This is a genomic window from Glycomyces niveus (assembly GCF_017592475.1).
GTDB lineage: Bacteria > Actinomycetota > Actinomycetes > Mycobacteriales > Micromonosporaceae > Glycomyces > Glycomyces niveus.
The window spans coordinates 36,676-63,211 of record NZ_JAGFNP010000008.1; the positions used below are offsets into that span (position 1 = coordinate 36,676).

The window sequence follows — 26,536 nt, forward strand, 5'->3', positions numbered from 1 at the left end:
TCCACCAGGGACGCTTCGGCAGCTCACCCGCGCGGGTGTGAGCTACGCGATGCCGCGCGGACGGCGCGTCACCGGCGGACGGTACCCTGGACGCCGGACATGTCCCTCAGTTGGAGAGTCGTCGATGCCGAAGTCACGTGTGCGCAAGAAGAAGGTCTACTCAAGCTCCGGCGCGAGTACGAGTTCGACCTCGGGCGAGAGCTACGAGCCGAGCCCGATGTGGGTGCCGATCACCGCCGTCGCCCTCATCGTGATCGGCATCGGCTGGCTGACCCTGTTCTACCTCTCGGGCATGGAGTTCCCCGTGGCCGCCTGGGGTTACTGGAACCTCGCGGTCGGCTTCTCCTGCATGGTCGCGGCCCTCCTCGTCCTCTCGAAGTGGCGCTGACCCCGGCGCACGCGAAGACCCCTCGCGACTTGTTCTAAACCAAAGTGTCGGACCCCTGGCGTACTGTTGTGCCAGGGGTCCCTTAAGGGTGGATATATCAGGATATTTCCTGATCCATCCGGATTCGAGGTCTCACAGGAGCTCGAAGACCGTCGCGTTGGCCATGCCGCCGCCCTCGCACATCACCTGCAGCCCGCGCCGGGAATCGGTGTCGCGCATGTAATGCAGCATCGTCGCGGCCAGCCGCGCCCCCGAGGCCCCGAGCGGGTGCCCGAGCGCGATCGCGCCGCCGCGCGGGTTCAGCCGCTCCTCGTCCGCGCCGGTCTCGGCCAGCCACGCGAGCGGGATCGCCGCGAACGCCTCGTTCACCTCGAACACGTCGATCTCGTCCAGGTCCAGCCCCGCCCGCGCGAGGATCCGCGCCGTCGCCGGGATCGGGCCGTCCAGCATGAGCACCGGATCCGAGCCGACCGTGCACGCCGCCGCGATGCGTGCCAGCGGCCGCACACCGAGCCGCCGCGCGTGCTCGTCCGTCGTGATGACCAGCGCCGCCGCCCCGTCCGAGATCTGCGACGACGACCCCGCCGTCACCGAGCCCTCCGCCGTGAACGCCGGCTTCAGCCCGGCCAACTTCGCCATGCTCGTGTCCCGCCGGATGCCCTCGTCCGCCGAAACGCCCGCGACGGCCGCAATCTCGGCGGCGAACGCGCCGCCGTCGCTCGCGGCCGCGGCCTTCTCGTGGCTGGCGAGGGCGAACCCGTCCATCGCCTCCCGCGAGATCCCGTACCGCTCGGCCACCAGCTCGGCGGCCAGGCCCTGGTTGAACAGCACCGGCGCCGTCGCGTCCACATGCGCCGCATAGCGTTCGCGCACGACCGGCCCGTACGGCTCCCCCGCCCCGGCGCCCACGCTCGAGCCCATCGGGACGCGGCTCATCGACTCGACGCCGCCCGCCACGACCACGTCGGCGTGCCCGGCCAGTACCGCGGCGGCCGCGAACGACACCGCCTGCTGGCTCGAACCGCATTGGCGGTCCACGGTGGTCCCGGGGATGCGGTCGGGCCAGCCCGCCGCGAGCACCGCGTTGCGGGCGACGTTCCAGGACTGCTCGCCGACCTGCGAGACGCAGCCGAGCACCACGTCGTCGACGGCGTCCGGTCCCAGACCGGAGCGTTCCAGCGCCGCGTTCATCGCGTGCGCGGCGAGGTCCACGGCGTGGACGCCCGCGAGCACGCCGCCGCGCCGGCCCAGCGGCGTGCGGGCGGCGGCGAGGATGACGGCCTCAGGCATTGCGGTACACCGGCGCGATCACGGCCCGCGCGATCGCGTTGAACGTGAGGTGGAAGGCCCCGACCGCCATCGAGACGCTCGGATCGACCACGACGGGCGCCCGCAGGGCGTGCACGGCGAACAGGTAGCGGTGCTCGGGGTCGCCGGGCGGCGGCGCGGCGCCCGCGTATCCGACGGTCCCGGAGTCGTTGCGCAGCTGCACCGTCCCGGCGGGTGGCGCGGCCGCGGCGCCGGTGGGCAGCTCGGTCACGGACGCGTCGAGGCCGAGGAGCATCCAGTGCCACCAGCCCGAACCGGTCGGCGCGTCGGGGTCGAAGCAGGTCACGGCGAACCCGGCTGTCGCTTCGGGGTAGCCCGACCAGGCCAGGTGCGGGGAGACGTCCTGGCCCGCGACCTGCGCGACGTCGAGCGTCGACTTGTCGGCGACGTCGTCCGAGACCACCGTGAACGACGGGAGCTGGGGCAGGAAATCGTAGGGCCACGGGGCCCTGGTGCGGTCGAGCGACGTCATCGTTCTCCTCAACTTCTCGGCCCGCGTCGCCGGCCGCCGCCCGGTTCGGACGAACGGCCGTCTTCGGCTGCGGGGCCGCGTATGCAACGGAACCGTCAAGTGCCTCGCGGGGCGCCGGAACCCCGCAACTGCACCGTATCGCGGTCCGGCCGCCCGCGCGACCGGGCTGCGCGACCCGCCGCCGGCTGACCCCGTTTCAACGATTCGCGCCGCCCGCTCCCCGGCCCGCGCGTCCGCATCGTGGACACGTCTGCGAAGGGCACTGCCGCCGCGTGCGCCGGTGTGCCCGAACCTGTCCCGCGATGCCGCCCGGTGAGGCGCGCCGAGGCCCGCGCATATGCCGCTCGACGTCCGCCCTGCGGGCCATTTACGCTGGTGTCATGCCGAACACCGACGTCATCTCTTTCTCCCGGGGCGCCCCGTCGCTCGACATCGTCGACACCGAGGGGCTCAAGGCCGCCGCCGTGGCCGCGCTCGAAGCCGATCCGGCCGGGGTCACCGGCTACGGCACGTCAGTGGGGTACGGCCCGCTGCGCGAGCGGATCGCCGCCAAGCACGGCGTCAAGGCCGAGAACGTGCTGGTCACGAACGGTTCCATGCAGGCCGACGCGTTCCTGTTCGACGAGCTCGTCAAGCCCGACTCGCCGGTGATCGTCGAGCGCCCGACCTACGACCGCACCCTCCTGGGCCTGCGCAACCGCCGCGGCGAACTGCACCCGGTGCGCCTCCAGGCCGACGGCCTCGACGTCGACGAGCTCGAGGGGATCCTCAAGGGCGGCGTCCGCCCGACCCTCGCGCACATCATCCCGAACTTCCAGAACCCGGCGGGCGTGACGCTCTCGGGCGAGAAGCGCACGCGGCTGCTGCAGCTCGCGAACGAGTACGAGTTCACGATCTTCGAGGACGACCCGTACTACGACATCCGCTTCCGCGGCGAGCAGTTCCCGACCATGCTCGAGCAGGACGAGACGGGCCGCGTCGTCTACGCGTGCTCGTTCTCCAAGACCGTCTGCCCGGGTCTGCGCACCGGCTACCTGGTCGGCCCGGCCGACATCATCGCGAAGATCGCGGCCGCCGCCACCAACACCTACATCGCGCCGAACATGTTCGCGCAGGCCACGATCCACCAGTTCGCGGCCTCGGGGGCGCTCGACCGCTCCATCGCGACGGTGAAGGCCGCCCTCGAGGAGCGCGTCGACCAGCTCTCCGCTTCACTGCGGGCGCACCTGCCGAACGCCGAGTTCATCGTCCCCGACGGCGGCTACTTCCTGTGGGTCGACCTCGGCGAGGGCGTCGACTGCGCGAAGGTCGCGGCCGCCGCGAACGACGAGGGCGTCCAGGTCGTCAAGGGCACCGACTTCGTGCTCGAAGGCGGCGAGAGCTGCCTGCGCCTGGCCTACTCGGCGGTCAAGGCCGACCGCATCGACGAAGGCGTGCGCCGCCTCGCGAAGGCCGTCGAGGCCTCGAAGGGCCGCTAGCCGCACCCTCCGTGGTCGACTCAGAGCATTACGTCGACAATGGATGGCGGTTATGCGCCATGGCGTATAACCGCCACCGCGGTGCCCTTCCCAGAACGGAAACGGGGAGCGAAGATCGGTGCGTGACCGCGGTTCGCCGCGGTGCGGACGTTATCCCGCCCCCATTGACGCCGGATCGGTGGACTCGCCCACTCCCCCCGAGGCGAGACACCGGTCCGGCGTTGTCTTCACACGCCTGCGGGGACCCGCGTCGCCGCGGATCCCCGGTGCTCGTGCCACCGCGGGTCCTGCCCCGCGATCGCACTTAGGCCCCGGCCGGCGCTGTCGCCGGCCGGTCGCCCCCGATATCCATTTCTCCGCGGCTCAGCCGTTGCGGCCTCGCCCCGATGCCGCGCTCTTCGAGCGCGGCCTTCAGCGGGTGACGCTGTCGACGAGCTCTTCGGTGAGCGCCCGGTCGTTGTTGTTGCGGAGCTCCGTGTCGTCCAGGAGCTCGTCCGCGAGCAGCGCCTCCCCGATCGTCTCGGTCCGCTGCCGGTACCACAGGTACGCGGCGGCGCCCCCGAGCGCGAGTCCCGCGCCGATCGCCCCCAAGACCCACGGCCACTTCCGGGCCGGCGGCTTGCGGAGCCCGACCTTCGTCAGGACGACGTTGACCTTCGGAGCGGCCGCCTCCTTCGTCCCCCTGGCCGCAGCGACGCCCGCGTGCTTGAGCGAGGTCACACCCTGCGTGAAATGGTCCACGGCCTCCTTGCGCGGAGTCGTGGCGTGTCGGCTGAAGCCCATAGTGAATGCCTCCTCTAGGTGCCTGTTGGTCTCATCGTGCCCCGACCTGTGACACCCGTCGAGGGAAACGGGGGAGAAAGTTGGACGAACCTCGGCGGTCTGGCACCATAGACGCCATGACGAAGGCGACGCTGAAGACCAACAACGGCGACATCACGATCGAACTGCTCGACAACCACGCGCCCAAGACCGTGGCGAACTTCGTGGGTCTGGCCGAGGGCACCAAGGAGTACAAGGACCCGAGCACCGGGCAGCCCGGCTCCGGCCCGTATTACGACGGTGTCATCTTCCACCGCATCATCGACGGCTTCATGATCCAGGGCGGCGACCCGACCGGCACCGGCCGCGGCGGACCCGGCTACCAGTTCGCCGACGAGTTCCACCCCGACCTGCACTTCGGCGAGCCCTACCTGCTCGCCATGGCGAACGCGGGACCGGGCACCAACGGCTCGCAGTTCTTCATCACGCTGGGCCCGACCCCGCACCTGAACTTCCGCCACACCATCTTCGGCAAGGTCGTCGACGAGGCCTCCAAGGCCGTCGTGGACCGCATCGGCAAGGTCGCGACCGGCCCGATGGACCGCCCGGTCGAGGACGTGGTCATCAACTCCGTCGTCATCGAGAAGTAACGACTGCTCGATGAGCGACGAGCAGTCGGCCCCCACCTGCTATCGCCACCGGAACCGCCAGACGTACCTGCGGTGCGTCCGCTGCGACAAGCCGATCTGCGCCGACTGCCGCATCGACGCTCCCGTCGGGTTCCAATGCCCTGACTGCGTGGCCGCCGGCCGCCGGACGATGCGCAAGACGCGCTCCTCGTTCGGCGGCGGCGCCCGCGCAGGCGCCGCAGGCACCGTGACCAAGGTCCTCATCGGCCTCAACGTCGCCGTGTTCCTGCTCGCGGTCATCTCGGCCGGCAGCCTCGCGGCAGCTACGACCTCCGGCTCGACCCCGCTGCACTGGCTCGGCGCCCAGATCGGCTACCTGCCCGGCTACCAGAGCGGGGCGCTGCTGCCGGGGAACATCGGGTTCGTCACCGACACCGCCGCCACGGTCGACATCTTCGGCCGCGCCGTGTCGATGCCGTTCGTCGCCGACGGCGGCTACTACCGCATGGTCACCGCCATGTTCATGCACTTCGGCGTCTTCCACCTGCTGTTCAACATGGTGGTGCTGTGGATGCTCGGTCGGGTCCTCGAACGCGACCTCGGACCCGCGCGGTTCCTCGCGGCCTACATGCTCTCGGGCCTGGCCGGCTCGGTCGCGGTCTACCTGTTCGCGTTCGACACCTCGACCGCCGGCGCCTCCGGCGCCGTGTACGGCCTCTTCGGCCTGCTGATCATGGTCAACCGCAAGCTCCGCCGCGACAACCAGGGCATCTACGTGCTCCTGGGCCTCAACCTGGTCCTGACGCTCGTTATGGGCTTCAGCTTCGCGGGCCACGTCGGCGGGCTGGTCGGGGGCTTCGTCTGCGGCGCGATCCTGACCTTCACGCCGCGCGAGCGGCGTTACCTGCACTGGGTCGGTTTCGCGGTACTCCTGGCGGCACTGGCCGCGGCCACGTTCTTCCAGACCGGCGTGCTCGACAACCAGTACGACATCGTCTGAGCCCCTGAGCCACGGGCCGCCGCTTCGCGGCGGTCCGGCACGGCTTAACTCATGTTCCACCCTGTTGCATTGCGCCGGGCGGGGGCGCTCGGCCTCCATTGCCTGCCAGCCATCGTGCTGGGCACGGCTTAGTTCAGCCCTTGCGTTTTTCGGCCGCAGCGTGTCCGAGCTTGAACGTGGTGCGTCCGTGCGTTCCCGATCGGTCGCTTCGGCTGCCTGCACCTGCTTTCCGTTCCCTGGGTCTCTCCCCCCGCCCCCACCCCTCCCGCCCTGTTGTTGGTTGCGTGCTCGGTGGTTTGGGCCGTCGCTGGTGGGCGACTGGCCGGCGGTCGTCGTTGACCGCCCGGGTGGCTCCCTGGCCGACCGACTGCGCCAAGGGCGCGTTCGGGTCGGGCGGGTGCCGCCGGTGATGGTGATGATGGGTGGTGTGTCGGGTGCTCGGTCAGTGCACTGTCGGCGCTATTTGAGGTCGGCGGCCCAGGTTCGGGCTTGGTCGAGGTCTTCCGGTGTGTCGCAGTCGAACCATGGGGGCGGACTCGCGTGCTCCCAGGTGACGGTATTGACTTCGATGCCGTCGAACAAGAGCCTCGCCGGGGAACCCGGCTCGACCTCGGCCGCGTTGGCGCGGACCAGGTCGGTGGGCCACAGGCCGCAGAGCCACTGCCGCCGCCCCGCGTTGTCGCAGAACAGCGCCCCGCTCTGAGGGCCGGCTCCGCTCGCGTGCTGGAGCAGCATCTCCAGCGCCTCAGCGCTCAGGAACGGCAGGTCGCCGCCGAGGATCGCCACCCGGTCGCAGTCGTCCGGCACTACTGCCAGACCGGCCTGCACCGCCCGGGCCGGGCCCGTGCCCGGTGGATCCTCCAGGACCTGGAGCACCCCCTGCGGGAGGGGAGCGGCGTCGGAGGGCCGCGTGCCCACCACGACGCGGGAGACCGCGCCTTCGGCGGCCGCGAGCATCCGTTCCAGGATCGTCGAGCCGCCGACGACCAGTTCGCTCTTCGCGCACCCGGCGAACCGCCGGGCCTTGCCGCCGATGAGGATGATCGCGGCGAAGCCGCCCTGGTGCTCAACCATGCCCTCAGCGTAGCGATCACTCCGCGTCCGCGTGGTGCCGCGGCGCGGTCGCCCGGGTCGGGTTTCCTCCGGATGCCGTTGGACATCGCGTTCTCCTTTCTCGCTGCTGGTTTCGTTCTCCCTCTTGGGGTTTTCGGTTTATCAGTCGCTGACCTCGGCTTCCTCTCGGCCGCCGCAGCCGACGCGCGACAGTGCGCCCGGTGGAATGCCGGCTTGCAGCGCGGCCATGAGCATCTGCGCGAGCCGGTAGTGCGGACTCGCCTTCAACGCGAGTTCGAAGGCCTCCAAGGCGAGCACGCCGTTCCCGAAGCGGTAGGCGGCGAAGCCCGCCACCGTCGCGGCCGGGGCGAGGAGGTCGTCCTCCAGGTGCCTGGCGACCCAGATCCACAGGTCGATCCGGTTGGCCTCGTACCGGCCCGAGTTGATGCGCCGCAGCGCGTAGTCGCGGATGTCCAGGTCGCCGAGGGCCAGCCCCACGTCGGCGATGGCTTCCAGATCGGGGAGGGTCTTCTGGTCCATCCAGTGGTCGATCGCCTGGAGGTCGAGGTCGCGCTGTGCGCCCCAGTCGATTTCGGCGTCCGAAGTGAGCGCCGCCAAGACCGCCCGGGACACCGCCGCGCGCCGGCCCGGTGGGGCCGGGGCGAGTTGGGCCGCGATCGCGCTCCGGTCGGCTTCGGCGTAGCCGCCCGCGACCGCCACCTCGCAAGAGGCCGGGGAGGTCTCGGGGATCGGCAGGCCTTCCGCCGGACAGCAGGGCTTGCTGCAGGTGAGGCTGAACCACCGGCCCTCCGCGACGCGCAGCAGGTCGAGCGGTTCGATCCCGGCGGCGTGGTACCTGACCGACACCCGCTCGGAGACCGCCTGCGCGAGTTCCGCCTCGCCGTAGACGACGACCACGCAGCCGTCGCATTCGTTGAGGCTCAACTGCTGCGTGAGGTCCACCAGGTGCTCGAGGTGGTCGGCCGAGCCGGGCAGGTCGACCCGGAAGGTGCACTGCAGTTCGCCGTTGATCAGGCCCACCACGACGAGGCTGTGGTCGGGGTGGAACCCCAGGAGCAGCGGGATCGTCGTCAGTAGATCCGTGGGGCCGTTGAGCCGGATTCTCGCTTGTGTCGTGTGCATGTATCAACTGTCCGTGACGTGCCTACTCCTGGCAAGAATTAATTTTTGACCTGTGGATAACCGAATCAGAGGAAAGTCACGCTGTGGATTATTTGTCGTGGCTTATCTGGTGTGGTACATGCTGAGAGCCCGGGTCAGTGGCAACGCTGACCCAGGCTTTCGGCTCGGAATGCCTCAGGCTTCCAGGCGTTTCAGCCCCGCCTCCTCCGCGATGGCGAACACGGCCACCAGCGCCGCCCCGCCGAGCATCAGGGCGTACCCCGCCAAGGTCAGCTCGACCAGGCCGGTGAACGGCAGCGCCGCCATGGCCGCCGCGGCAAGGACGTTGTTCGCCACGACGCCGATCACCTGGCCGCGCACCAGGTCGGGGTACCCGGCGACCAGGCCCAGCGCCACCGCGCAGCCCAGCAGGTAGACGCCGAAGGGCACGGCCCAGGCCGGATCCAGTCCGAGGAAGCGGTCGGCGAGCGGCGCGCCCGCCGCGAGGAGGAGGCCGAAGCCGGCGCAGGCGAAGGCGTCGAGGCGGAGGATGCCGCGGAGCCGGGTCTGGGCGCTGGCGGTGGCGGTCGTGGCGGTCATGGGGGGTTCCTCCCGATCGTTCGTGCGGGGCTCGGCCGCCCCGCTTGCCGCCAATCCTGGACCGGGCGGGTCGTGTCGGCAATGACCTCCGAGGTCATGGTTTCCGGCCGCGCCCGTGGCTATCGTTGCGCCCGTGACCACCTCTTCCACTGCGGAACTCACCGCGTTCGGCGCGCTGCTGCGGCAGTGGCGCGGCCGCCGCCGCGTCAGCCAGTTCGACCTGTCCGTCCATACGGGAGTGTCGGCGCGGCACCTCTCGCGCATCGAGACCGGCCGGGCCGAGCCCAGCCGCCAGATGGTGCTGCGCCTGGCCGAGGCGCTCGACGTGCCGATGCGGGACCACAACGCGCTGCTGGTCGCCGCCGGGTACGCCCCGGCCTGGGCCGAGACCGACTACTGGGACGAGCGGCTGGCCGCGGCCCGGCAGGCGGTCGAGATGATCCTCGAGCACCACGATCCGCTCCCGGCGGTCGTCGTCGACCGGTACGGGAACCTCCTCGACTTCAACGGCGGCGCGGGCGTCCTGATGGAGGAGGTCGACCCCGACCTGCTGAGCGGCCGCGTGAACCTCGCAAGGGTGGCGCTCCATCCGCGCGGGCTCGCGCCGCGGCTGCGGAACTTCGCCGAGGTCAGGCAGTACTTCCTCGACCGCTTGCGCGCGCAGGAGACGATCGACGGCGATCCTGCGGTCGCCGATCTCATCGAGGAGGTCCGCCACCGCGAGCCGGTGGCCGAGGACGACGACGGCTGGGACGGGGCGGCCCCGAGCCCGTTCGCGCTGCCGCTGCGGGTGCGGTCGGCGAGGGGCGAGCTGTCGATGTTCACGACGATCGCGACCTTCGGCGCGCCCCGCGACATCACCGTCTCCGAGCTCGCCGTGGAGCTGTTCTTCCCCCTCGACGAGGCCACCGCGGAGGCCTTCCAGAGGGCTGCCCTCGAGGGGTGAGGCGGGGGGCATGGCGGGTGCGGAGTCGGCGCGGCCGCGCGGCGCGGGGCGATAGGGTGGAGGGTCTGAACCGGGTCGCCCGCGGGGGCGCGAGCCGAAGTTCGTCAAGGCTGAAACCACAGGTCAGAGCGGGAGCGAAGCGTGTCGAACCAGTACGTCCACCTGCATGTGCACACCGAGTACTCGATGCTCGACGGGGCTGCGAAACTCAAACCCCTGTTCGCAGAGGCGGAGCGGCTGGGCCAGCCGGCGATCGCGATGACCGACCACGGAAACATGTACGGCGGGTACGCCTTCTATCAGCAGGCGAAGAAGACCGGCGTGAAGCCGATCCTCGGCATCGAGGCGTACCTCGCCCCGCACGACCGCTTCCACAAGAAGCCCGTCTGGTGGGGCGAGCCCTCCCAGCGCGGCGACGACCTCTCGGGTGCCGGCTCGTACACGCACATGACGATGGTCGCCAAGAACTCCGCGGGCGTGCGCAACCTCTTCCGCATGTCGAGCCTCGCGTCCTTCGAGGGCTACTACTACAAGCCGCGCATGGACCGCGAGATGATCGCGCAGCACAGCGAAGGCATCGTCGCCACGACCGGCTGCCCCTCCGGCGAGGTGCAGACCCGCATGCGCCTTGGCCAGATGGACGAGGCCTACCAGGCCGCCTCCGACTACCGCGACATCTTCGGGGCCGAGAACTACTTCCTCGAGATCATGGACCACGGCAACGAGATCGAGCAGCGCGTCAAGAACGAGCTGTACGAGCTGGGCAAGAAGATGGGCATCCCGCCCCTGGTCACCAATGACTCCCACTTCGTGACCGAGGCCCAGAAGGACACGCACGCCGCGCTCCTGTGCGTCCAGTCGGGCACCACACTGGACGACCCGAAGCGGTTCAAGTTCGACGGCCAGGGCTACTTCCTGCGTTCGGCCGAGCAGATGTACGGGGTCCGCCCGGACGAGATGTGGCAGGAGGGCTGCGCGAACACGCTGCTCGTCGCCGAGATGGTGGAGTCGTACGACGAGATCTTCGCCGTTCAGGACCGCATGCCCGTCATCGATGTCCCCGAGGGCCACGACCAGGGCTCCTGGCTGCGCCACCTCGTACTCGACGGTCTCAAGGACCGCTTCCCGGGCCAGGAGGTCCCCGCCGACTACCTCGCGCGGGCCGACCTCGAGCTCAACGTCATCATCAACGCCGGGTACCCCTCGTACTTCCTCGTCGTCGCCGACCTCATCTCCCACGCCCGCTCGATCGGCATCTACGTCGGCCCCGGCCGCGGCTCGGCCGCCGGTTCGCTCGTCGCGTACGCCATGAAGATCACGAACATCGACCCGATCGAGCACGGCCTCCTGTTCGAGCGGTTCCTCAACCCCGAGCGCGTCTCGATGCCCGACATCGACATCGACTTCGACGACCGCCGCCGCGGCGAGATGATCACCTACGCCACCGAGAAGTACGGCAAGGAGTTCGTCGCCCAGGTCATCACCTTCGGCACGATCAAGACCAAGGCCGCGATCAAGGACGCCGCCCGCGTCCACCACGGCCAGCCCGGCTTCTCGATCGCCGAGCGCATCACCAAGGCGCTCCCGCCGCCGGTCGCCGCGACCGACATCCCGCTCTCGGGCATCCTCGACCCCGACCACCCGCGGTACAAGGAGGCCGGCGAGGTCCGGGCCCTCATCGAGAACGACAACGAAGTCCGCCAGATCTTCGACACCGCGCTCGGCCTCGAGGGCCTGATCCGCAACGCCGGCGTGCACGCCTGCGCGGTCATCCTCTCCTCGCAGCCGCTCATCGACTGCATCCCCATGTGGGCGCGGCCCGACGGATCGATCATCACCGGCTGGGACTACCCGTCCTGCGAGGACATCGGCCTGCTGAAGATGGACTTCCTGGGCCTGCGGAACCTCACCGTCATCGGCGACGCCATCGAGGCGATCAAGCTCAACCGGGGCGTCGAGATCGACCTCGACACGCTCCCCACCGACGACCCGAAGGCGTACGAGCTGCTCGCGCGCGGCGACAGCCTCGGCGTGTTCCAGCTCGACGGCGGCGCCATGCGCGAGCTTCTCAAGCGCATGCAGCCCACCGAGTTCAACGACATCATCGCCGTCAACGCCCTCTACCGGCCCGGCCCGATGGCCGCGAACTCGCACAACAACTACGCCGACCGCAAGAACAAGCGCCAAGAGGTCATCCCGCTCCACCCCGAGCTCGGCGAGGCCCTCGAAGACATCCTCTCGGAGACGTACGGCCTCATCGTCTACCAGGAGCAGATCATGCGCATCGCCCAGAAGCTCGCGGGCTTCACCATGGGCCAGGCCGACATGCTCCGCAAAGCCATGGGCAAGAAGAAGATCGACGTCCTGGAGAAGATGTACGCCGACTACGAAGCCGGCATGCTCGGCAACGGCTACTCCAAGGACTCGATCAAGACCCTGTGGGACATCATGCTGCCCTTCGCCGGGTACGCGTTCAACAAGTCGCACGCCGCCGGGTACGCCCTCGTCGGGTACTGGACCGCCTACCTCAAGGCCAACTACCCCGCCGAGTACATGTCCGCGCTGCTCACCTCCGTGGGCGACTCCAAGGACAAGGCCGCGATCTACCTCTCCGAGTGCCGCCGCATGGGCATCACCGTCATGCCCCCGGACGTCAACGAGTCGCGCCACATGTTCCACCCGGTCGGCAAGGACATCCGCTACGGCATGGGCGCGGTCCGCAACGTCGGCGCGAACGTCGTCACCGGCATCATCGAAGCCCGCGAAGAGAAGGGCGCCTACGCCGACTTCAAGGACTTCCTGCAGAAGGTCCCCGCCCCGGTCTGCAACAAGCGCACCGTCGAATCGCTCATCAAAGCCGGCGCGTTCGACTCGCTCGGGCACGCCCGCCGCGGCCTCGCCGAGGTCCACGAGAAGGCCATCGACGCGATGGTCTCCATCAAGAAGGAGGAGGCCCGCGGCCAGTTCGACCTGTTCGGCGGCATGATGGAGGACACGACCGAGACCCTCGGCGTCGACCTCACCATCTCCGACGACGAATGGGACCGCCGCGACAAGCTCGCCTTCGAACGCGAGATGCTCGGCCTCTACGTCTCCGACCACCCGCTCAACGGCTTCGAGCGGCTCCTCTCCTCCAACGCCGACCGCCCCATCGCGGCCCTGCACGGCGAGGAGATCGCCGACGGCGCGAACGTCCGCGTCGCCGGCATCCTCCAGAACGTCGCCAAGCGCGTCACCAAGCAGGGCAAGCTGTGGGCGTCGGCGACCCTGGAGGACCTGGCCGGCTCGATCGAGGTCCGGTTCTTCCCCAACACCTATGAGCTGGTGTCGGACTCGCTCGCGGACGACCTCGTGTGCTGCGTCAAGGGCAAGCTCGACCGCCGCGACGGCACCGCCCAGCTCATCGCCCAGGACCTCGCCGTCCTCGACACCTCGACCGGGCCGGAGGCGAACTCCGCGCCGATCACGCTGGCGCTCAGGGCGGCCGCGGTCAACCAGGACCTCATCGAGAAGCTCTCCGACACGTTCAAGACCCACCGCGGCGAAGCCCAAGTGCGCGTCCAGCTCGCCAACGGCCCCAAGACGACCCTGCTCGCCCTCGGCGACCAGTGGCGGGTCCGGCCCTCGGTCGAACTCTCCGCCGACCTCAAAGCGATCCTCGGCGTCGGCGCCCTCGTCGGCTAGCTGCAGCGACATCGGGCCCGGTCGCTTCGGCGGCCGGGTCCTTCGCGTCCCCGCACCCGCACGGTCCAAGATGACGGCATGACACCCGTTCACGAACTGGGCGCGGCCTCGCCCACCCGGCGGCGCGCCGCCCTCCTGCGCTTCGCCACCGAAGTCGGCGCCTGGGCCGCCGTCGGCATGGCCTTCGCCCAGATCTCCCTGCCCCTCGCCATAGCGGTCGTCCTCGCCTCCGTCGCCGTCCCCGCGGTGTACGCGACCCCCGGCGACAAGCACCAGGCACTCATCCCCGTGCCCGGCTGGGTGACCCTCGCGATCCTCGCCGCCACCATGGCCGGCGGCGTCGCCGCCGCGTGGATCACCTGGCCCTGGTGGGGCGCGATCGCCTTGAGCGCCTTGACGATCGCGAGCCTCATCGTGGAGCTCCCTCGTTGGCGCTGGCTCCTCACGGTTCGCGGCTGAATCCCGTGTGACGCGCGACTCATCTCTTTCGAGGTCTCCCGCGGTCACACTTTCGGCTCCTCTCTCGTCAATGCGGTGTAACGGACCCACCCGAAAGGAACACCGCAATGAGCACCTACCCCCGCATCGAGAACCCCGTCCAGCACCTCCCCGTCGTCGGCGAGATCGCCGCGGCCGTCAACCGGGTGAACGAGGAAGGCGTGCTGCCGAAGGAACTCGTCAACATCGTCCTGCTGCGCGTCGGCCAGATCCTCGGCAGCTCGTACTTCACGGCCCGCCAACTCATGGACGCCGCGGACACGCCCGAGCGGATCGGCGCGGTCGCCACCTGGCGCACCTCGCCTTACTTCACCGGCGCCGAGCGCGCCGCCCTCGCCCTGGCCGAGGCCGTCCACACGCCGAACCCGACCGGGGAGCGCGTCACCGACGAACTCGTGGAGCAGGCCCGGGAGCACCTGAGCGACAAGGAGATCGTCGTCCTCATCGGCGTCCTCGGCCAGATCGGCTTCTTCACGCCGCTCGCGCTCATCGGCAACCCGAAGGTCGGCGTCTCCTTCGCCGAGCAGTGGCAGAAGTAGCGAGACAGGCGCCGGGGGCCGGCCCTCACGGGCCAGCCCCCGGCCGGACAACTGCAGAGAGGAGGTGAGCGGAGGCGGCGAAGAGGAACTGCTGCGAGCCCTGAGTGAGGCCGCAGCGGTGCTGAGCTCCCAGTGCGCCAAGGCATCCGCGCCCTACGCCAATGCCCCGAGGATGAGGGCCGCGGCGGTCGGGACCAGGTACAGGACCGGGTAGGCCACCGTGGCGTACGAGCGGGCTTTCAGGACGGTGACGACCGCGCCGCTGAAGTAGAGGATGATGCCGATCGCGGCCGCGACCCCGATCCACGGGATCACCAGGCCGACGAGGAGTCCGAGGGCTCCGGCGGCCTTGAGCAGCCCGAGCGGGACCCACCACGACTGCGGCACCCCGTAGTGCTGCAGGGGTTCGACCACGAAGGCGGCCTTGGTGAGCAGCGAGTAGGCCGAGAAGCCCACCCAGAGCGCGGCGGCGATGGTGACGATGATGTGGGCGAGGTTCATGGCGGTGCTCCGGTTCGATTCGCGGTGACGCTGACACCCGGTTGAACCCGGGGAGCGCGCGAACGTGACAGCGAAGGTCGCTCAGTGGCACGGATCACGCGTTCGGACGGTCTCGAGTGAGCAGTGCGCCGGTCGTCGCCTCGGCATTCGCGCCGATCCAGCGCAGCGCGGCCTGCTGGTCCTCGAGGCCGTAGTTGCCCGAGGTGATCTCGCCGCTCTCGTCGAGCGCAGGGTGGGCCATGCTGCCGAACAGGCCCTGCCGGTAGTTGACGGTGACGACCACCGTGTCGCCCTCGGTCACCAGGCGAGACGGGTCGTACTGCTCGCCCGAACCGTACGAGTTGCCGCCGCCGTGGAACCACACCATCACCGGCAGGTCCTCGCGGGCCTTCTCGGGTGCGTAGACGTTGAGGTAGAGGCAGTCCTCGTCGGTGCTCGGGATCCCGGGCATCTGGGCCTCGGGCTGCGCGCACACGTTCCCGAACTCGGTCGCCTCCCGCACCCCCTCCCACGAGTCGGCCGGTTCCGCTGAGGCCCAACGCAACTCGTCAACCGGCGGGGCCGCGTACGGGACGCCGAGCCAGGAGCGGACGCCGTTCTCGGCGGCGCCTTGGAGCGAACCGAGGTCGGTGTCGACCAGGATCGGGGCGGCCGGGACGGCGTTGGCGGCGGTGGTGCCGTACGCGATGGAGGCGGCGGTGACGCCGACGGCGGCGAGGCTCCCAGCGATGGTCTTGGCGGTCTTGGAGAAAGCCATGGGGGGCTCGCTTTCGGGTGGGGCGGAACCCTCGACTGACGTACGACGAAGGGGCGGGCCGCGACGCGGCCCGCCCCTCAACGCTCGTGCGGCTAGCGGTTCGAGCGGAGCACCTGCAGCGAGACCGCGGCCGCCCACAGCCAGGTCAGCGCTCCTCCGGCGAGCATCCACCGGTAGTCGGCCGCCGGGAAGGCGGTAACGGTGAGCGCCACATACAGCACGGCCACGACATGGCAGGCCGCGCGCCACGGGCCGTTCCCTTCACGCCCGAACCGGCGCGCGAATACGAACGTGGCCACCAGCAGCGCGATCCCCGCGGCAGGGGCCGCGAACGCGTGCAGGATGCTGTGCCAGCTCTGCTCGGCCGGCGCGCCCTCCGGCGTCCCCGCCGGGTAGCCGAAGGCCGGGTCGGCGACGAAGACGCCGCCCCACACCAGCGCGATGCCATACAGCCCGAACAGCCTCGGACCCCACTTGGAGGCCGGGCCGGCGCCGAGCGCGCGGCGCAGCCCGACCGCGCCGACCAGGGCCAGGAGACCGGACACGATGAAGTTCGAGATCTGGATCCAGCCGAGCTCGCTCAGGCTCAGCATGCTCAGCGGGTGCACGACCGGGTCGAACCCGTCGCGGGTCGCGGCCTGCGCGATCGTGGTGGCGACGAACAGCGGCCCGGCGAGCACGCCGCACGCGAGCAGGCGGCGGGTGGCGGCGGACTGCGTTGCAGCAGAGACGGAAGGGGCCGTAGTGGCGGTGTTCATAACGAGGGCTCCTTGAGGTGTGGATGGGTTATGCCCGTATAGACGACGCCGCGGCGGAGGATTCATCGACAGCGACGAGCGTGACATCCTCGGACTCGAACCGGCCGCAGCAGCACCTGCGGGACCAGCCGCTACGCTCGGTGCGCGGCCCGGCGACCGGGCTGCGACGCGTGACGAGGGAGCGACCATGACCGACATGGACGGCATCGCCAAGTACCTGCTGGAGGCCGGGAACCTGAAGCGCATCAAGCGCACCGGATGGTGGTTCGCCCAGATCAAGGACCCCGAGAGCGTCGCCGAGCACTCCCACCGGACCGCGCTCGTCGGCATGATCCTGGCCGCGCTCGAAGGCGCCGACCCCAACCGGACCGCGCTTCTGGCCGTTCTCCACGACACCCCGGAGACCCGCATCGGCGACATCCCGCACATCGGCCGCCGCTACCTCTCCGCCGCCCCGCCCGAGGCCATCGTGGCCGACCAGGTCGCCGATACCCCCGCGCCCGTCGCCAACTTCATCACGATCGCCGTCGCCGAATTCGAGTCCAACGACAGCCCGGAAGCCCGCTGCGCCAAGGACGCCGACAAGCTCGAATGCCTGATCCAAGCCGTCGAATACCGCCACACCGGCGCCGAAGTCGAAGAGTGGATCAGCAGCAGCACGGCCGCCCTCAAGACCGAATCGGCCCGCGCGATTGCCGAAGCCATCCTGAACGCCGACCCCCTCGCCTGGCAGAAGCCGCAGCACTAGTTTCTTTACGCAGGACGGCGTGCTCGAAGGCATCCCGGCGCATTGCCCGGATTGATCCGCCTGTGAGTGAAGGCGCGGACGGTTTGCCGTCCGCGCCTTCGCTCTGCATTTATCGGTTAGCGGTCCGTCTCGCTCAATCGGATGGCGTGAGCGGGGTCCAGACGCCGAACCACTGTTCGGCGTCCCATTCCTCGAACCGCTTCACGGCGGTGAATCCCAGCTTCGTCGCCAGACGCAGCGAGGGCTCGTTGGCGGTCTGCGTCGTGAGCACTACCGGCTCGCCGGGCAGCGCTCGGGCGCACCACTCCAGTGCGGCCGCGCACGCCTCGGCGGCGTACCCGTGTCCCCACGCCTCCGGCAGAAACATGTAACCCAGCTCGACCTCCGAGGCCCCCGGGCGGATGTGGACCGGGTGTTCGGGATCGCGACGGTCGAGCGTGACGATCCCGATCATCGCCCCGTCGAGAGCGACCACGAACAGGCCAGGGCGCCGCTTTGGGACCTGGGGCATCGCATGCTCGAATTCCTCACGCGGTTGAGGGCCCCCGATGTAAGCGCCCACCTCCGGGGAAGTGAACAGCTCGATGATCGCCGCCCTGTCTCCCACCTCGGGCTCGCGAAGCACGAGCCGCTCGGTCTTGATCGGGTCGGGCGGCCAGGCAACAGGTGCAAGCTCAGGCATGGGAGACAACCTACCGCCGCCGTGAAAGCGAGCCGAACGGCCTAGAGATCGCGCGATGGTGGTGTGCCACCGGACTTCTCCGGTGGCACACCTCGGTTTTCGGCTAGCGGTCGCAGGCTTTGGTATTGGCCGCCCAGGTGCGAACGGCGTGTTCGGTGAGTGCTGGCTCGTTGGCGACTGCCCATTCGGTGTGGGCGGGTTCGGCGATGACGAGTCTCGGGTCGGTGGTGTCGAGGTTGATGATGTGGCCGATGACGGCCGGGTGCATCTCCTTGAAGGTCAGGCGGAAGCGGGTTTGGCCGAGGACGAGTGAGTACTGGACTGGTCGGTCGCTGATGGTTGCGGTGGCGAGGATGGGAAGTCCGGCGAGGTCAATGGGAAGGATCTGATCGGGTGGGTCGGTGCGTCGGACGGGAAGCGGGATGGCGTTGAGCGCTTTGATGTAGCGGGCGCGGATGCGGCGGGTGGTGTAGCGGTCGGGGATCATGCTGCACCTCTGAGGATGAAGGTGGCGTTCGTGTCGAAGGCGTGTTCCCAGGTGGCCATGTAGGGGCGCGGGGATGGGCGCCTGGTGGCGCTGTTGCGGACGGCTCGGGCGAGGTCGTGCTCGGTGCGGGTCTGGCGGGCGGCGATGACCTTGCGGGCGGCACGGGCACCGCCCACGGCGGCGGCGATCGCCGCACCGGGCCGGTGCGAGGCCTCCGCCTCGACCGGTTGCGGCCCCGCAGCCGGTGTTGCTCGGTCGCGGAAGCCGTTGGCGGGCTGGACCTCCTCCGCTCGTACAGCCTCGCGCTCGCTTTCGCGCGAGCCGGGACCGGATTGTGCCGGGATCGGATGCGCTGCATGCGGTTCGGGTTGGCGCTGGTGCTGGTTGAGTGGTGCGGGCATGGTGACGAGACCGCAGGTGAGGACCCATGCGAGCCAGTGGAGGACCCAGGCGGCGCGTTCGCGGAGGTAGGGCTTTTGGGGGGCGAAGTGGGCGGCTCGGAGTCCGGCGGAGTTGGCGATGAAGCGGTCGAAGGCGTCTTCGCGGAGCTTTGAGAAGCGGTGGGCTGGTGGGTCGTCGGGTTCGGTGTCGTGGTTGGTCGGGGTGTCGCAGGCGCCGCTGATCCAGCCGCGATCGCCAACAGCGCGGGAGCTGCCCGTGCCGCGCGGGTTTTCGCCTTCGGGCCAGAACCGAGGGCGGGGCGAATCGTCGTTGGGTTCCTCGGGTTCGGACGGGACCGGGCGGCCGCGCGAGCCCCACGGCGGCGGCCGGTCGGCGCCGCCGCGACGACCTTCGGAGTCGCCTCGGTGGTCGTCGCCGCCGCGGCCGCTGGGGCGGTCTCGGTGGTCGTGGTCGCTTTGCCGGTCGGAGCGGGCACGGGACGGTGCTGGTTCGGGCCAGTCGGCGGTGCCGGGGAACCAGGCGTCCTCTGGTGGCACCCAGCTCTCCGCAGGGAGGGGGTCGGGGGTTTCGTCGCGGCGGTGGCGGCCGGTGCGTTCGTCCTTGTACCAGCCCGGGGACCCGTACGGGCCGGGGTCGAACGGGTCGTAGGGGCGGTTGGCGTCGATGATCCAGGTGTCGCCCACCTTGTGGCGCAAGTGCATCGGCTCGTAGCGGGGGCTGCGCGGGTCGGAGTCGGGGGCTTCGAGGTCGCAGCAGTCGGGGTTGTGCTGGTACCGGTACGCGCCGGGGCACATCGGGTCCGGTTCGCCGTCGGCCAGGAAGAGCCGTCGTCCGGCCCAGTCGTAGTAGCCGTCGCCTTCACCTTGCCCGGTGATCTCGCGCAGCGGCGCGCCGGGGCCGAGGTGATCGTGCCGGTAGAAGGCCTGCTGAACGAGCACGCGCATGCGTGCTTGGTTCACGGTCGTCGCGAGTTGATGAGTTGCGCTGCGCCTGTTTTGGCGTAGGGTGGACTCTGCCATGGGAGGCTCGCCTTCCTTGGTTGGAAGGTGGGCCGCCAACGTGTTTTGCGGCAAGGAGGCGGCCCACCGGTCATATTCAGTTGGGTTTCTCGATCCGCGCACTGCGCGGTTTTTCGAGATTGACACAGCACCCAGACCCGGTCAAGCGCGACACGCCGTCATGTACGAAAGCGTCTAGACGCGTTCGAATTCCCGTCCCGCTCCACTTTCGAATCCCTTGTGCTGCAACGCGAACCTCCAATCTGTGCCTTCTGTGGGGACCGTCACTGCGTGAACCTGTCAGGGATTGCGCCCCCGCTCGGTTCAGCTCGTGAATCCGCGCGAACCGAAGCGCGGCCACACGGTTAGGTGCACGATCATGCAGCACAAGGTCTGGTTCATCACCGGTTCGTCCCGCGGTCTCGGCCGGGAGTTCGCCACGGCCGCACTGGAGCGCGGTGACAAGGTCGCCGCCACCGCCCGCACCATCGACAGCTTCGACGGCCTGGCCGAGAAGTACGGCGACGCGGTGCTGCCGCTCGCGATGGACGTCACCGACAAGGCCGCGGTCGCCGCGGCAGTCGAAGCGGCCGTCGCGCACTTCGGCCGGATCGACGTGGTGGTCAACAACGCCGGATACGCACAGGTCGGCGCGATCGAGGAACTGTCCGAACAGGAGCTCAGGGACCAGATGGAGGCCAACGTCTTCGGGGCGGTCTGGGTCATCCAGGCAGTCCTGCCGCACCTCCGCGAGCAGGGGTCGGGCCACATCGTCCAGCTCTCCTCGGCGGCGGGTCTCATCGCGATGCCGCTCGGCGGTGCCTACCACGCGTCCAAGTGGGCGCTCGAAGGGTTGAACGAGGCGCTCGCGGCGGAGGTCGCCGCGTTCGGGATCAAGGTGACCATCGTCGAGCCCGGCGGGTTCGCCACCAGGCAGGGCAAGAATCCCGACCCGCTCGACAACGGCCACATGGCGACCCCGCACCCGGCGTATGTCCCCTTGCGCGCCAAGCTCGCCGAGGCCGTCAAAGGCCAGCCCGCCGGCGACCCGGCCGCCTCTGCGCAAGCCATGCTCAAGCTCGTCGACCTCGAGCGGCCGCCGCTGCGCGTCCTGTGGGGCCTGGGCTTCTACCCGATGCTTCAGAAGGCTTACGCCGACAGGCTCCAGAACTGGGCGGACTGGCAGGAGCTTTCGCTTGAAGCCCAAGGGCAACTGACCGTCTCGGAGTGAACGGGGCTGCCCGCAGACGGCCGAGCCGTCTGCGGGCAGCGCTGTCTCCGAACGTGTCGTTACGCCGCAAATCGCCCAGTAGTCCATAGGGTTTCGAGTGAGCACGCCGCCGCCTCATTCACTCGATGGGACTTGCCTTGAGCGACACCGACCTTCACGGTTCCGACATCACCCGGTATGAGGAGGTCGAGGCGGAGGAGTCGGGATCGCAGTGGACCGACGTGCCGTTCGTCAGCCGCTACACCGCCACCGCTGAGGCGGTGAGGAACGCCGGAAGCGAAAGCGCCCCGACCACCGGGATGACCATCGCGGGTGAGATCCAGGGCCTCGGTTCGGATGTGATGGGCGTGCTCACCGACCCGATCGGCACCCTGGTCAGCGCCGGGATCACGATCATCCTCGACCTCGTGCAGCCGCTCGACGAACTGCTCATGATGGTTTCCGGCGACGCCGCCGAGATGCAGCGGCAGATCGACGTCCTCGGCCAGGTCGAAGCCGCGCTCGGCGCACTCGACGGCGAGATCGCGAACGCCGCCGACGCCAACGTCACCACCTGGGACGGCGAAGCCGCCGCCGCGGCCGGGAATGCCATCGGCGGACTCGCGGCGACCGCCGGTGCGATGGGCGAGCGCGCCAAGGATATCGCCGCTCTTCTCGACTGGGCGCGGATGCTCGCCGAGACCATCTACGAGGTCATCAAGGCGGTCCTGACCGAACTCGTCTCCTGGGCGGTCACGCGCGGGGTCGTCGCTCTCGCGACGAGCGTGGCCACCGTCGGCGCGTCGGTGGTCGCGTTCGTCATGGACGCCGTGGTCACCGCGTCGCGGATGCTCCTCAAAGCCACCAGGAAGTTCCAGTTCGCGCAGCAGATCTTCATGAAGCTGCTCAAGTTCCTCCGCGCGAACCCGGTCGTCGACCGCGCCGCCGGGGAGTACCGGCTCTGGAAGGAGCTGCTGAGCGTCGCGGGGACTGCGGTCGTCGATTCGGCGAAGGGCGCGGCCACTGATATCTATGGCCACGTGTCGGATGCGCTCAGCGGGGAGGCTCCTTCGCTGACCACTATGGTCGGTGACGTCGCTCGCTGGCAGGTCGATCCTGGCGAACTGGAGTCCGCCGCTGGAGCGCTCGACGACCTCGCGCCCAACGCCGAGGCGATCGCGTCGGTCGCCGCCGAAGCCGGCGCGGCCGAGATGACCTGGGGTCTGCCCGGCCTGTTCTTCGCCGAGGCCTACACCGAAGGCTGCGCGGAGCTGTCGAATCTCACCGGCCTCCTCGGCTCGGCCATCGGGCACCACGCCGAGGGCCTGCGCCAATGCGCCGCGTCCTACAGCCAGGCCGACGCCGACATCGCCGCCGAGTTCGAAAGGCTCGCGACCGACATCGACGCATGATCGGCGCGTTCCTCGAACCGGTTGCTGCGGAACGCATTCGAGCACGAGATCGCACCGATGGGTTACCTTGCTGAGCGGCCGCAACCGCGTCGGGAGACCGGCTCTTCACCTGGGCTATCGAGCCCGACGATCTCGATGCCCTCTCGGCAGCGCAGGGAGCGCGGCCCCTGAGCGGCGATGGTGACACCGGGCAGTGGCGTCTGCTCGGCGAGGTCGAACCGGAGCGGCCGTTCTTCATCGAATACGACATCGCTCGCGCGGACCGGCTCGCAGGATGGCGACGCTTCTACGACCAGGCGGCGCACGAGTGCGCGCCTGGCCAGGTGACGTATCTGGAGGTAGGCGGTGACGAGTCCGCCCTGCGCCAGTGGGTGGGCCCGATCGATGTACCCCTGCGCTTCATCGGCGGCGAACCGCGCCTCGCGGCAGTCGGGATCGCCACAGTCCGAGGTGAGGTCGTACTGCGCTTACGTCCAAACCGGTTGGAAGCGATCCGGCAACGCCTCGGGACGGCTCAGTGCCAGTTCGCCTTGCGCGCGGCCCTGCGCATCACGCGCAGCAGCAGCGGTCCGGTGAGCAGCACGAGTGCCACCGTGGTGATCGCGCGCCCGATGTCCCAGCCCAGCGAGGTCGCCAGTGAGTACGCGAGCAGCCGCGACAGGTTCTCGCTGAGGCCGCCGCCCGGCACGTACGCGAGGTTCCCGCCCGTGATCGCGAAGGGCCAGAACGACAAGTTGAGCAGCACCCCGTAGAGCAGCGACGAGAACGCGCCATAGACCGCGAGGACCGCCAGCTCGGTCACCCTGCCCGCCTTGGTGTCCGGGGTCCGCGGGAGCAGGCCCGCGCCCAGCGCCACGAATGCCGCCGCGAACATCTGGTACGGCAGCCACGGCCCCACACCGCCCGTGAGCAGCGCCGACGCGAACAATCCCGTGCAGCCCAGGATGAACCCGAACCCGGGCCCGAACACCCTGCCGCCCAAGATGAGCAGGAAGAACACCGTCTCGACCCCGGCCGCGCCCGCGCCGAACGGGCGCACCGCGGCGACCACCGCCGAGAGCACGCCGAGCATCGCGACCGCGCGGGCGTCGAGGCCGCCGTCCGTCAACTGCATCAGGACCACCGCCGTGACCAGCGGGAGGAGCAGCGCGAACATCCAAGGGCCCGAGGTCGTCTCGGTGAGCGCGCCGCCCGGCACCGCCAGCAGCGGCCACGACATCGCGACCAGGCCGAACCCGGCCGCGAGCGCGAGCGACAGCACCGCCTTCCACCGCACGGGCGGGCGCGGAGCGGCGCCGTGAACCTCAGTCGTCGGCATCGCCGGTCCCCAGCGCCGCCGCGACCTCGGCGACCGTGAGCCATCCCGGCAGGACCTTCTCGACCTGCGGGGCGAACATCGGGGAGGCCGCGACGATCTGCCTGGCCGGGCCGTCCGCGACCACCTCGCCGTCGGAGAGGACCACGACGCGGCTGGCGAACTCGGCGCAGAACTCGACGTCATGGGTGGAGACGACCACGCAGTGCCCGGCCTCGGCGAGGCGGCCGAGGCGGGTCGCGAGGGCGGCCTTGCCCGGGTAGTCGAGGCCGCGCGTCGGCTCGTCCAGGAGCAGCAGTGGCGGTGCGGCCGTGAGGGTGACGGCCAGGGCGAGGGCGAGGCGCTGTCCTTCGGAGAGGTCGCGGGGGTGGGCGGTCTCGTCGACCCCGTCGACGAGGTCGTCGAGGATCTTCGCGCAGGTGCCGGCCGGGACGCGGCCGTCGCGGTCGGCACCCGCGCACTCGGCGGCGACGGTCTCGGCGTAGAGGAGGTCGGCGGGTTCGGCGGGGACGAGCCCGGCGAGGGTGCGGCGCTCGGCGGGCTTGCGGGCGGCGGGGTCGTCGCCGCCGATCGTGACGGTGCCGCCCGAGCGGGTCCCGGTGCCCTGCAGGGCCCACAGGAGGCTCGACTTGCCGGAGCCGTTGCGGCCCATGAGGGCGATGCGTTCGCAGCGGGCGGCGACGAGGTCGACGCCGTTGACCGCGCGCACGCCGCCGGGGTAGTCGACGGTGACCGCGCGGGCTTCGAGGAGCGGCGGCCCGACCGGGGCCTCGGCGGTCGCCGTGGGCGTGTGCAGGTCGGTGAGGGTGCTCCGGAGTGCGGTCGCGTGCCTGCGGGCTTCGCGGATGGTCACGGGCGGGCCGGGCCATCCGGCGAGGCGGCCGAGCTCCACGACCGGCGGGGCGATCGGAGAGGCGGCGAGGATGGCGCCGACCGGGCCGGCGGTCACCTTGCCGCCGTTGAGGAGGAGCGCGGAGTCGGCGTACTGGGCGACGCGTTCGAGGCGGTGCTCGGCGAGGAGCACCGTCACGCCGAGGTCGTGGACGAGGCGGTGGAGCGTGGAGAGGACCTCGTCGGCGGCGGTCGGGTCGAGGGCGGAGGTCGGCTCGTCGAGGACGAGCGCCGAAGGGCCGGCGACGAGGGCCGCGCCGATCGCGACCCGTTGGCGCTGACCGGAGGAGAGGGCGGCGAGGTCGCGGTCACGCACGTCGGCGAGGCCCAGGAGGTCCACGATCTCGGTCACGCGCTTGCGCATCGCGGCGGGCGCGACGCCGAGCTGCTCGGCGGTGTAGGCGAGTTCGCGTTCGACCTCGTCGGTCACGAAGCCCGCCAACGGGTCCTGGCCGACATACCCGACCAGGTCGGCCAGGTCGGCGGGGGTCGAGCCGCGCACGTCGCGCCCGGCCACGGTGATCCGGCCGCTCATGGTGCCGCCGGTGAAGTTCGGGACGAGGCCGTTGACCGCCTTGAGGAGCGTCGACTTGCCCGCGCCGGTGGGGCCGACCAGCAGGCAGAACTCGCCTTCAGGGAGGTCGAAGGAGACGTCGTCGAGGACGGGCGTCCCCGCGTAGGCGAAGGTGACGCGGTCGAAGGCGATCCCGCCGGGGGTCATGGTGTTCCTCCTCTTGCGGACGGCACGAGCAGCGCGGGCGCGGTGGCGAGGAGGATGCCGCCCGCGGCCCACATCGGCAGGTCGGGCATCGCGAGCGGGTTCGTGGCGGGCCACAGAGCCGAAGGCTCGTAGATGCCGCTGAGGACGGTCCCTGCGACGGCGGCGGCGCCGGAGGCGACGACCGCCCAGTCGCGCGCGCCGAACCGGTCGGGCCGGTAGCGGGTGTGCGGGACCCGCTTGGAGGCGAACGCGATCCCGAAGACCGCGACCGCGGCGCTGACGGCTACGGCGGTCCAGGCGAGGGGTGCGGGTGTGGTCGTGCCCAGCAGCGCATAGGCACCCGCACACAACCCGAGAAGTCCGATGAGGAGTGATGCGGAGGTGGCGCGGCGGGCCGGCGCGGGGATGCCCGTGGCGCGGCCGTAGCCGCGCGAGGCCATGGCGGCGGCGAGCGCGAGCGACCGGTCGAGGGCGTCGTGCAGGACCGGCGAGACGATCGTGCGCATGAGGTTTGCGGGGCTCCGGCTCGTGTTGCCGCGCAACGCCCTTGCGCGGCGGACCCTGCCGACGCTGGCGACGAGCTGGGGCGCGACGGACAGGGCGACGACGACCGCGACGCTCACTTCGTACAGGGCCGCGGGGACCGAGCGGAGGAGGCGTCGGGGGCTCGCGAGGGCGTTGGCGGCGCCGACGCAGACGAGGAGGGTGGCGAGGCGCAGGCCGTCGTAGAGCGCGGCGAGGGCGCCTTCGGCGGTGACGTTCCCGCCGAGTCGGAAGCCCGCGGCCCATTCGGGGAGGGTCACGGAGGGGAGGGTGAAGAGGACGGTGGGGCCGTCGGAGCCGCCGAAGACGATGTAGAACGCCATCCGGACCGCGATGGCGCTGAGCCCGATGGCGAGGAAGACCCGGTAGGCGCCGGACCAGGGCTCGCTGCCGCGGCACCAGGTGACGACGAGGCCGGCGACGGCGACGATGAGCAGGAGCAGCCACGGGTTCGCGGTGCGCCCGGCGGCGGTGGCGAGGAGCAGCGCCCACGCCCACCATGCGACTGGGTGCGCGGTGTGCCGGGCGGCGGTCTGCATCGTGGGGCGGGCCGTGGAGGTGCGGGTGCTCATGCGCGCCGCCGGTTCGCGGCGCGGGCGGTGCATGGAGCC

General features: G+C 70.3%; 26 protein-coding genes. 11 read left to right on the top strand and 15 right to left on the bottom strand.

The genetic code is table 11. The features are described 5' to 3' along the window. The first annotated feature begins 124 nt into the window (after positions 1-124). Positions 125-388, top strand: a complete 264-nt coding sequence (locus tag J5V16_RS15010) for a cell division protein CrgA (protein WP_208497218.1) — start codon at positions 125-127, stop codon at positions 386-388. Positions 389-520: 132 nt separating this feature from the next. On the opposite strand, the gene J5V16_RS15015 is transcribed toward J5V16_RS15010, so the two are convergent. Further along, positions 521-1,678 carry a thiolase family protein gene (locus J5V16_RS15015; RefSeq protein WP_208497220.1) on the bottom strand — a complete coding sequence of 386 codons (1,158 nt, stop codon included), beginning with the start codon at positions 1,676-1,678 and terminating at the stop codon, positions 521-523. Then, complete coding sequence (locus J5V16_RS15020) at positions 1,671-2,189, bottom strand: YbhB/YbcL family Raf kinase inhibitor-like protein (RefSeq protein ID WP_208497222.1); 519 nt, start codon at positions 2,187-2,189, stop codon at positions 1,671-1,673. The genes J5V16_RS15015 and J5V16_RS15020 overlap by 8 nt, the downstream gene beginning before the upstream one ends. Positions 2,190-2,491: 302 nt before the next feature. Between J5V16_RS15020 and J5V16_RS15025 the strand changes: the two genes are divergently transcribed. Further along, on the top strand, positions 2,492-3,667 hold the full coding sequence (locus J5V16_RS15025) for an aminotransferase-like domain-containing protein (RefSeq protein ID WP_208497224.1): 1,176 nt from the start codon (positions 2,492-2,494) through the stop codon (positions 3,665-3,667). A 411-nt stretch (positions 3,668-4,078) separates the two neighbouring features. Here the strand turns inward: J5V16_RS15025 and J5V16_RS15030 are convergent, their stop codons facing one another. Next, positions 4,079-4,450, bottom strand: coding sequence for a hypothetical protein (locus J5V16_RS15030; RefSeq protein ID WP_208497226.1), 372 nt, complete (start codon positions 4,448-4,450; stop codon positions 4,079-4,081). A 116-nt stretch (positions 4,451-4,566) separates the two neighbouring features. Between J5V16_RS15030 and J5V16_RS15035 the strand changes: the two genes are divergently transcribed. Both J5V16_RS15035 and J5V16_RS15040 read left to right on the top strand, forming a co-directional pair. Continuing rightward, the gene (locus tag J5V16_RS15035) at positions 4,567-5,079 is read left to right on the top strand and encodes a peptidylprolyl isomerase (RefSeq protein ID WP_208497228.1); all 513 of its coding nucleotides are present in this window, start codon (positions 4,567-4,569) and stop codon (positions 5,077-5,079) included. 10 nt (positions 5,080-5,089) lie between these two features. Continuing rightward, entirely contained in the window at positions 5,090-6,058 is a 969-nt protein-coding gene (locus J5V16_RS15040; protein ID WP_208497230.1) for a rhomboid family intramembrane serine protease, read from the top strand. A 459-nt stretch (positions 6,059-6,517) separates the two neighbouring features. Here the strand turns inward: J5V16_RS15040 and mobA are convergent, their stop codons facing one another. The 3 genes from mobA to J5V16_RS15055 all read right to left on the bottom strand — a co-directional run bounded on the left by mobA (position 6,518) and on the right by J5V16_RS15055 (position 8,833). Next, entirely contained in the window at positions 6,518-7,132 is a 615-nt protein-coding gene (gene mobA / locus J5V16_RS15045; protein WP_208497232.1) for a molybdenum cofactor guanylyltransferase, read from the bottom strand. A gap of 141 nt (positions 7,133-7,273) precedes the next feature. Next, positions 7,274-8,254 (bottom strand): DUF4192 domain-containing protein, encoded by a 981-nt coding sequence (locus J5V16_RS15050; protein ID WP_208497234.1) that lies wholly within the window; start codon positions 8,252-8,254, stop codon positions 7,274-7,276. A 174-nt stretch (positions 8,255-8,428) separates the two neighbouring features. Beyond that, complete coding sequence (locus tag J5V16_RS15055; protein ID WP_208497236.1) at positions 8,429-8,833, bottom strand: hypothetical protein; 405 nt, start codon at positions 8,831-8,833, stop codon at positions 8,429-8,431. A 133-nt stretch (positions 8,834-8,966) separates the two neighbouring features. Between J5V16_RS15055 and J5V16_RS15060 the strand changes: the two genes are divergently transcribed. From J5V16_RS15060 to J5V16_RS15075, 4 genes are all read left to right on the top strand, one after another. Then, a complete protein-coding gene (locus J5V16_RS15060) occupies positions 8,967-9,779 on the top strand; it encodes a helix-turn-helix domain-containing protein (RefSeq protein WP_208497238.1) in 813 nt (270 codons plus the stop codon). A 141-nt stretch (positions 9,780-9,920) separates the two neighbouring features. Next, a complete protein-coding gene (dnaE, locus tag J5V16_RS15065; RefSeq protein WP_208497240.1) occupies positions 9,921-13,463 on the top strand; it encodes a DNA polymerase III subunit alpha in 3,543 nt (1,180 codons plus the stop codon). Positions 13,464-13,541: 78 nt separating this feature from the next. After that, positions 13,542-13,922 (top strand): hypothetical protein, encoded by a 381-nt coding sequence (locus tag J5V16_RS15070; protein WP_208497242.1) that lies wholly within the window; start codon positions 13,542-13,544, stop codon positions 13,920-13,922. Positions 13,923-14,029: 107 nt separating this feature from the next. Continuing rightward, complete coding sequence (locus J5V16_RS15075; RefSeq protein WP_208497244.1) at positions 14,030-14,500, top strand: carboxymuconolactone decarboxylase family protein; 471 nt, start codon at positions 14,030-14,032, stop codon at positions 14,498-14,500. Between the two features lie 153 nt (positions 14,501-14,653). On the opposite strand, the gene J5V16_RS15080 is transcribed toward J5V16_RS15075, so the two are convergent. The 3 genes from J5V16_RS15080 to J5V16_RS15090 form a co-directional block, all read right to left on the bottom strand. Next, on the bottom strand, positions 14,654-15,001 hold the full coding sequence (locus J5V16_RS15080; protein WP_208497246.1) for a DoxX family protein: 348 nt from the start codon (positions 14,999-15,001) through the stop codon (positions 14,654-14,656). A gap of 94 nt (positions 15,002-15,095) precedes the next feature. Then, positions 15,096-15,758, bottom strand: coding sequence for a carboxylesterase family protein (locus J5V16_RS15085; RefSeq protein WP_208497248.1), 663 nt, complete (start codon positions 15,756-15,758; stop codon positions 15,096-15,098). 92 nt (positions 15,759-15,850) lie between these two features. Continuing rightward, the gene (locus J5V16_RS15090; RefSeq protein ID WP_208497250.1) at positions 15,851-16,516 is read right to left on the bottom strand and encodes a DUF998 domain-containing protein; all 666 of its coding nucleotides are present in this window, start codon (positions 16,514-16,516) and stop codon (positions 15,851-15,853) included. A 187-nt stretch (positions 16,517-16,703) separates the two neighbouring features. Here J5V16_RS15090 and J5V16_RS15095 point away from each other — a divergent pair, with 187 nt between their 5' ends. After that, positions 16,704-17,264 carry an HD domain-containing protein gene (locus tag J5V16_RS15095; RefSeq protein ID WP_208497252.1) on the top strand — a complete coding sequence of 187 codons (561 nt, stop codon included), beginning with the start codon at positions 16,704-16,706 and terminating at the stop codon, positions 17,262-17,264. Positions 17,265-17,397: 133 nt separating this feature from the next. Here the strand turns inward: J5V16_RS15095 and J5V16_RS15100 are convergent, their stop codons facing one another. From J5V16_RS15100 to J5V16_RS15110, 3 genes are all read right to left on the bottom strand, one after another. Continuing rightward, positions 17,398-17,946 carry a GNAT family N-acetyltransferase gene (locus tag J5V16_RS15100; protein WP_208497254.1) on the bottom strand — a complete coding sequence of 183 codons (549 nt, stop codon included), beginning with the start codon at positions 17,944-17,946 and terminating at the stop codon, positions 17,398-17,400. A 103-nt stretch (positions 17,947-18,049) separates the two neighbouring features. Beyond that, positions 18,050-18,433 (bottom strand): hypothetical protein, encoded by a 384-nt coding sequence (locus tag J5V16_RS15105; protein ID WP_208497255.1) that lies wholly within the window; start codon positions 18,431-18,433, stop codon positions 18,050-18,052. Continuing rightward, the gene (locus tag J5V16_RS15110) at positions 18,430-19,779 is read right to left on the bottom strand and encodes a hypothetical protein (protein ID WP_208497256.1); all 1,350 of its coding nucleotides are present in this window, start codon (positions 19,777-19,779) and stop codon (positions 18,430-18,432) included. Before J5V16_RS15110 ends, J5V16_RS15105 begins: the two co-directional genes overlap by 4 nt. Before the next feature lie 433 nt (positions 19,780-20,212). Between J5V16_RS15110 and J5V16_RS15115 the strand changes: the two genes are divergently transcribed. Continuing rightward, a complete protein-coding gene (locus tag J5V16_RS15115; RefSeq protein WP_208497257.1) occupies positions 20,213-21,064 on the top strand; it encodes an SDR family NAD(P)-dependent oxidoreductase in 852 nt (283 codons plus the stop codon). 137 nt (positions 21,065-21,201) lie between these two features. Then, a complete protein-coding gene (locus J5V16_RS15120; protein WP_208497258.1) occupies positions 21,202-22,455 on the top strand; it encodes a hypothetical protein in 1,254 nt (417 codons plus the stop codon). Positions 22,456-22,969: 514 nt separating this feature from the next. Here the strand turns inward: J5V16_RS15120 and J5V16_RS15125 are convergent. From J5V16_RS15125 to J5V16_RS15135, 3 genes are read right to left on the bottom strand one after another with little or no spacing between them, the layout of a single operon-like run. Beyond that, positions 22,970-23,773, bottom strand: coding sequence for an ECF transporter S component family protein (locus tag J5V16_RS15125; RefSeq protein ID WP_208497259.1), 804 nt, complete (start codon positions 23,771-23,773; stop codon positions 22,970-22,972). Then, positions 23,760-25,382, bottom strand: a complete 1,623-nt coding sequence (locus J5V16_RS15130; protein WP_208497260.1) for an ABC transporter ATP-binding protein — start codon at positions 25,380-25,382, stop codon at positions 23,760-23,762. The genes J5V16_RS15125 and J5V16_RS15130 overlap by 14 nt, the downstream gene beginning before the upstream one ends. After that, positions 25,379-26,497 (bottom strand): CbiQ family ECF transporter T component, encoded by a 1,119-nt coding sequence (locus tag J5V16_RS15135; RefSeq protein WP_243901280.1) that lies wholly within the window; start codon positions 26,495-26,497, stop codon positions 25,379-25,381. The genes J5V16_RS15130 and J5V16_RS15135 overlap by 4 nt, the downstream gene beginning before the upstream one ends. Positions 26,498-26,536 lie beyond the last annotated feature (39 nt).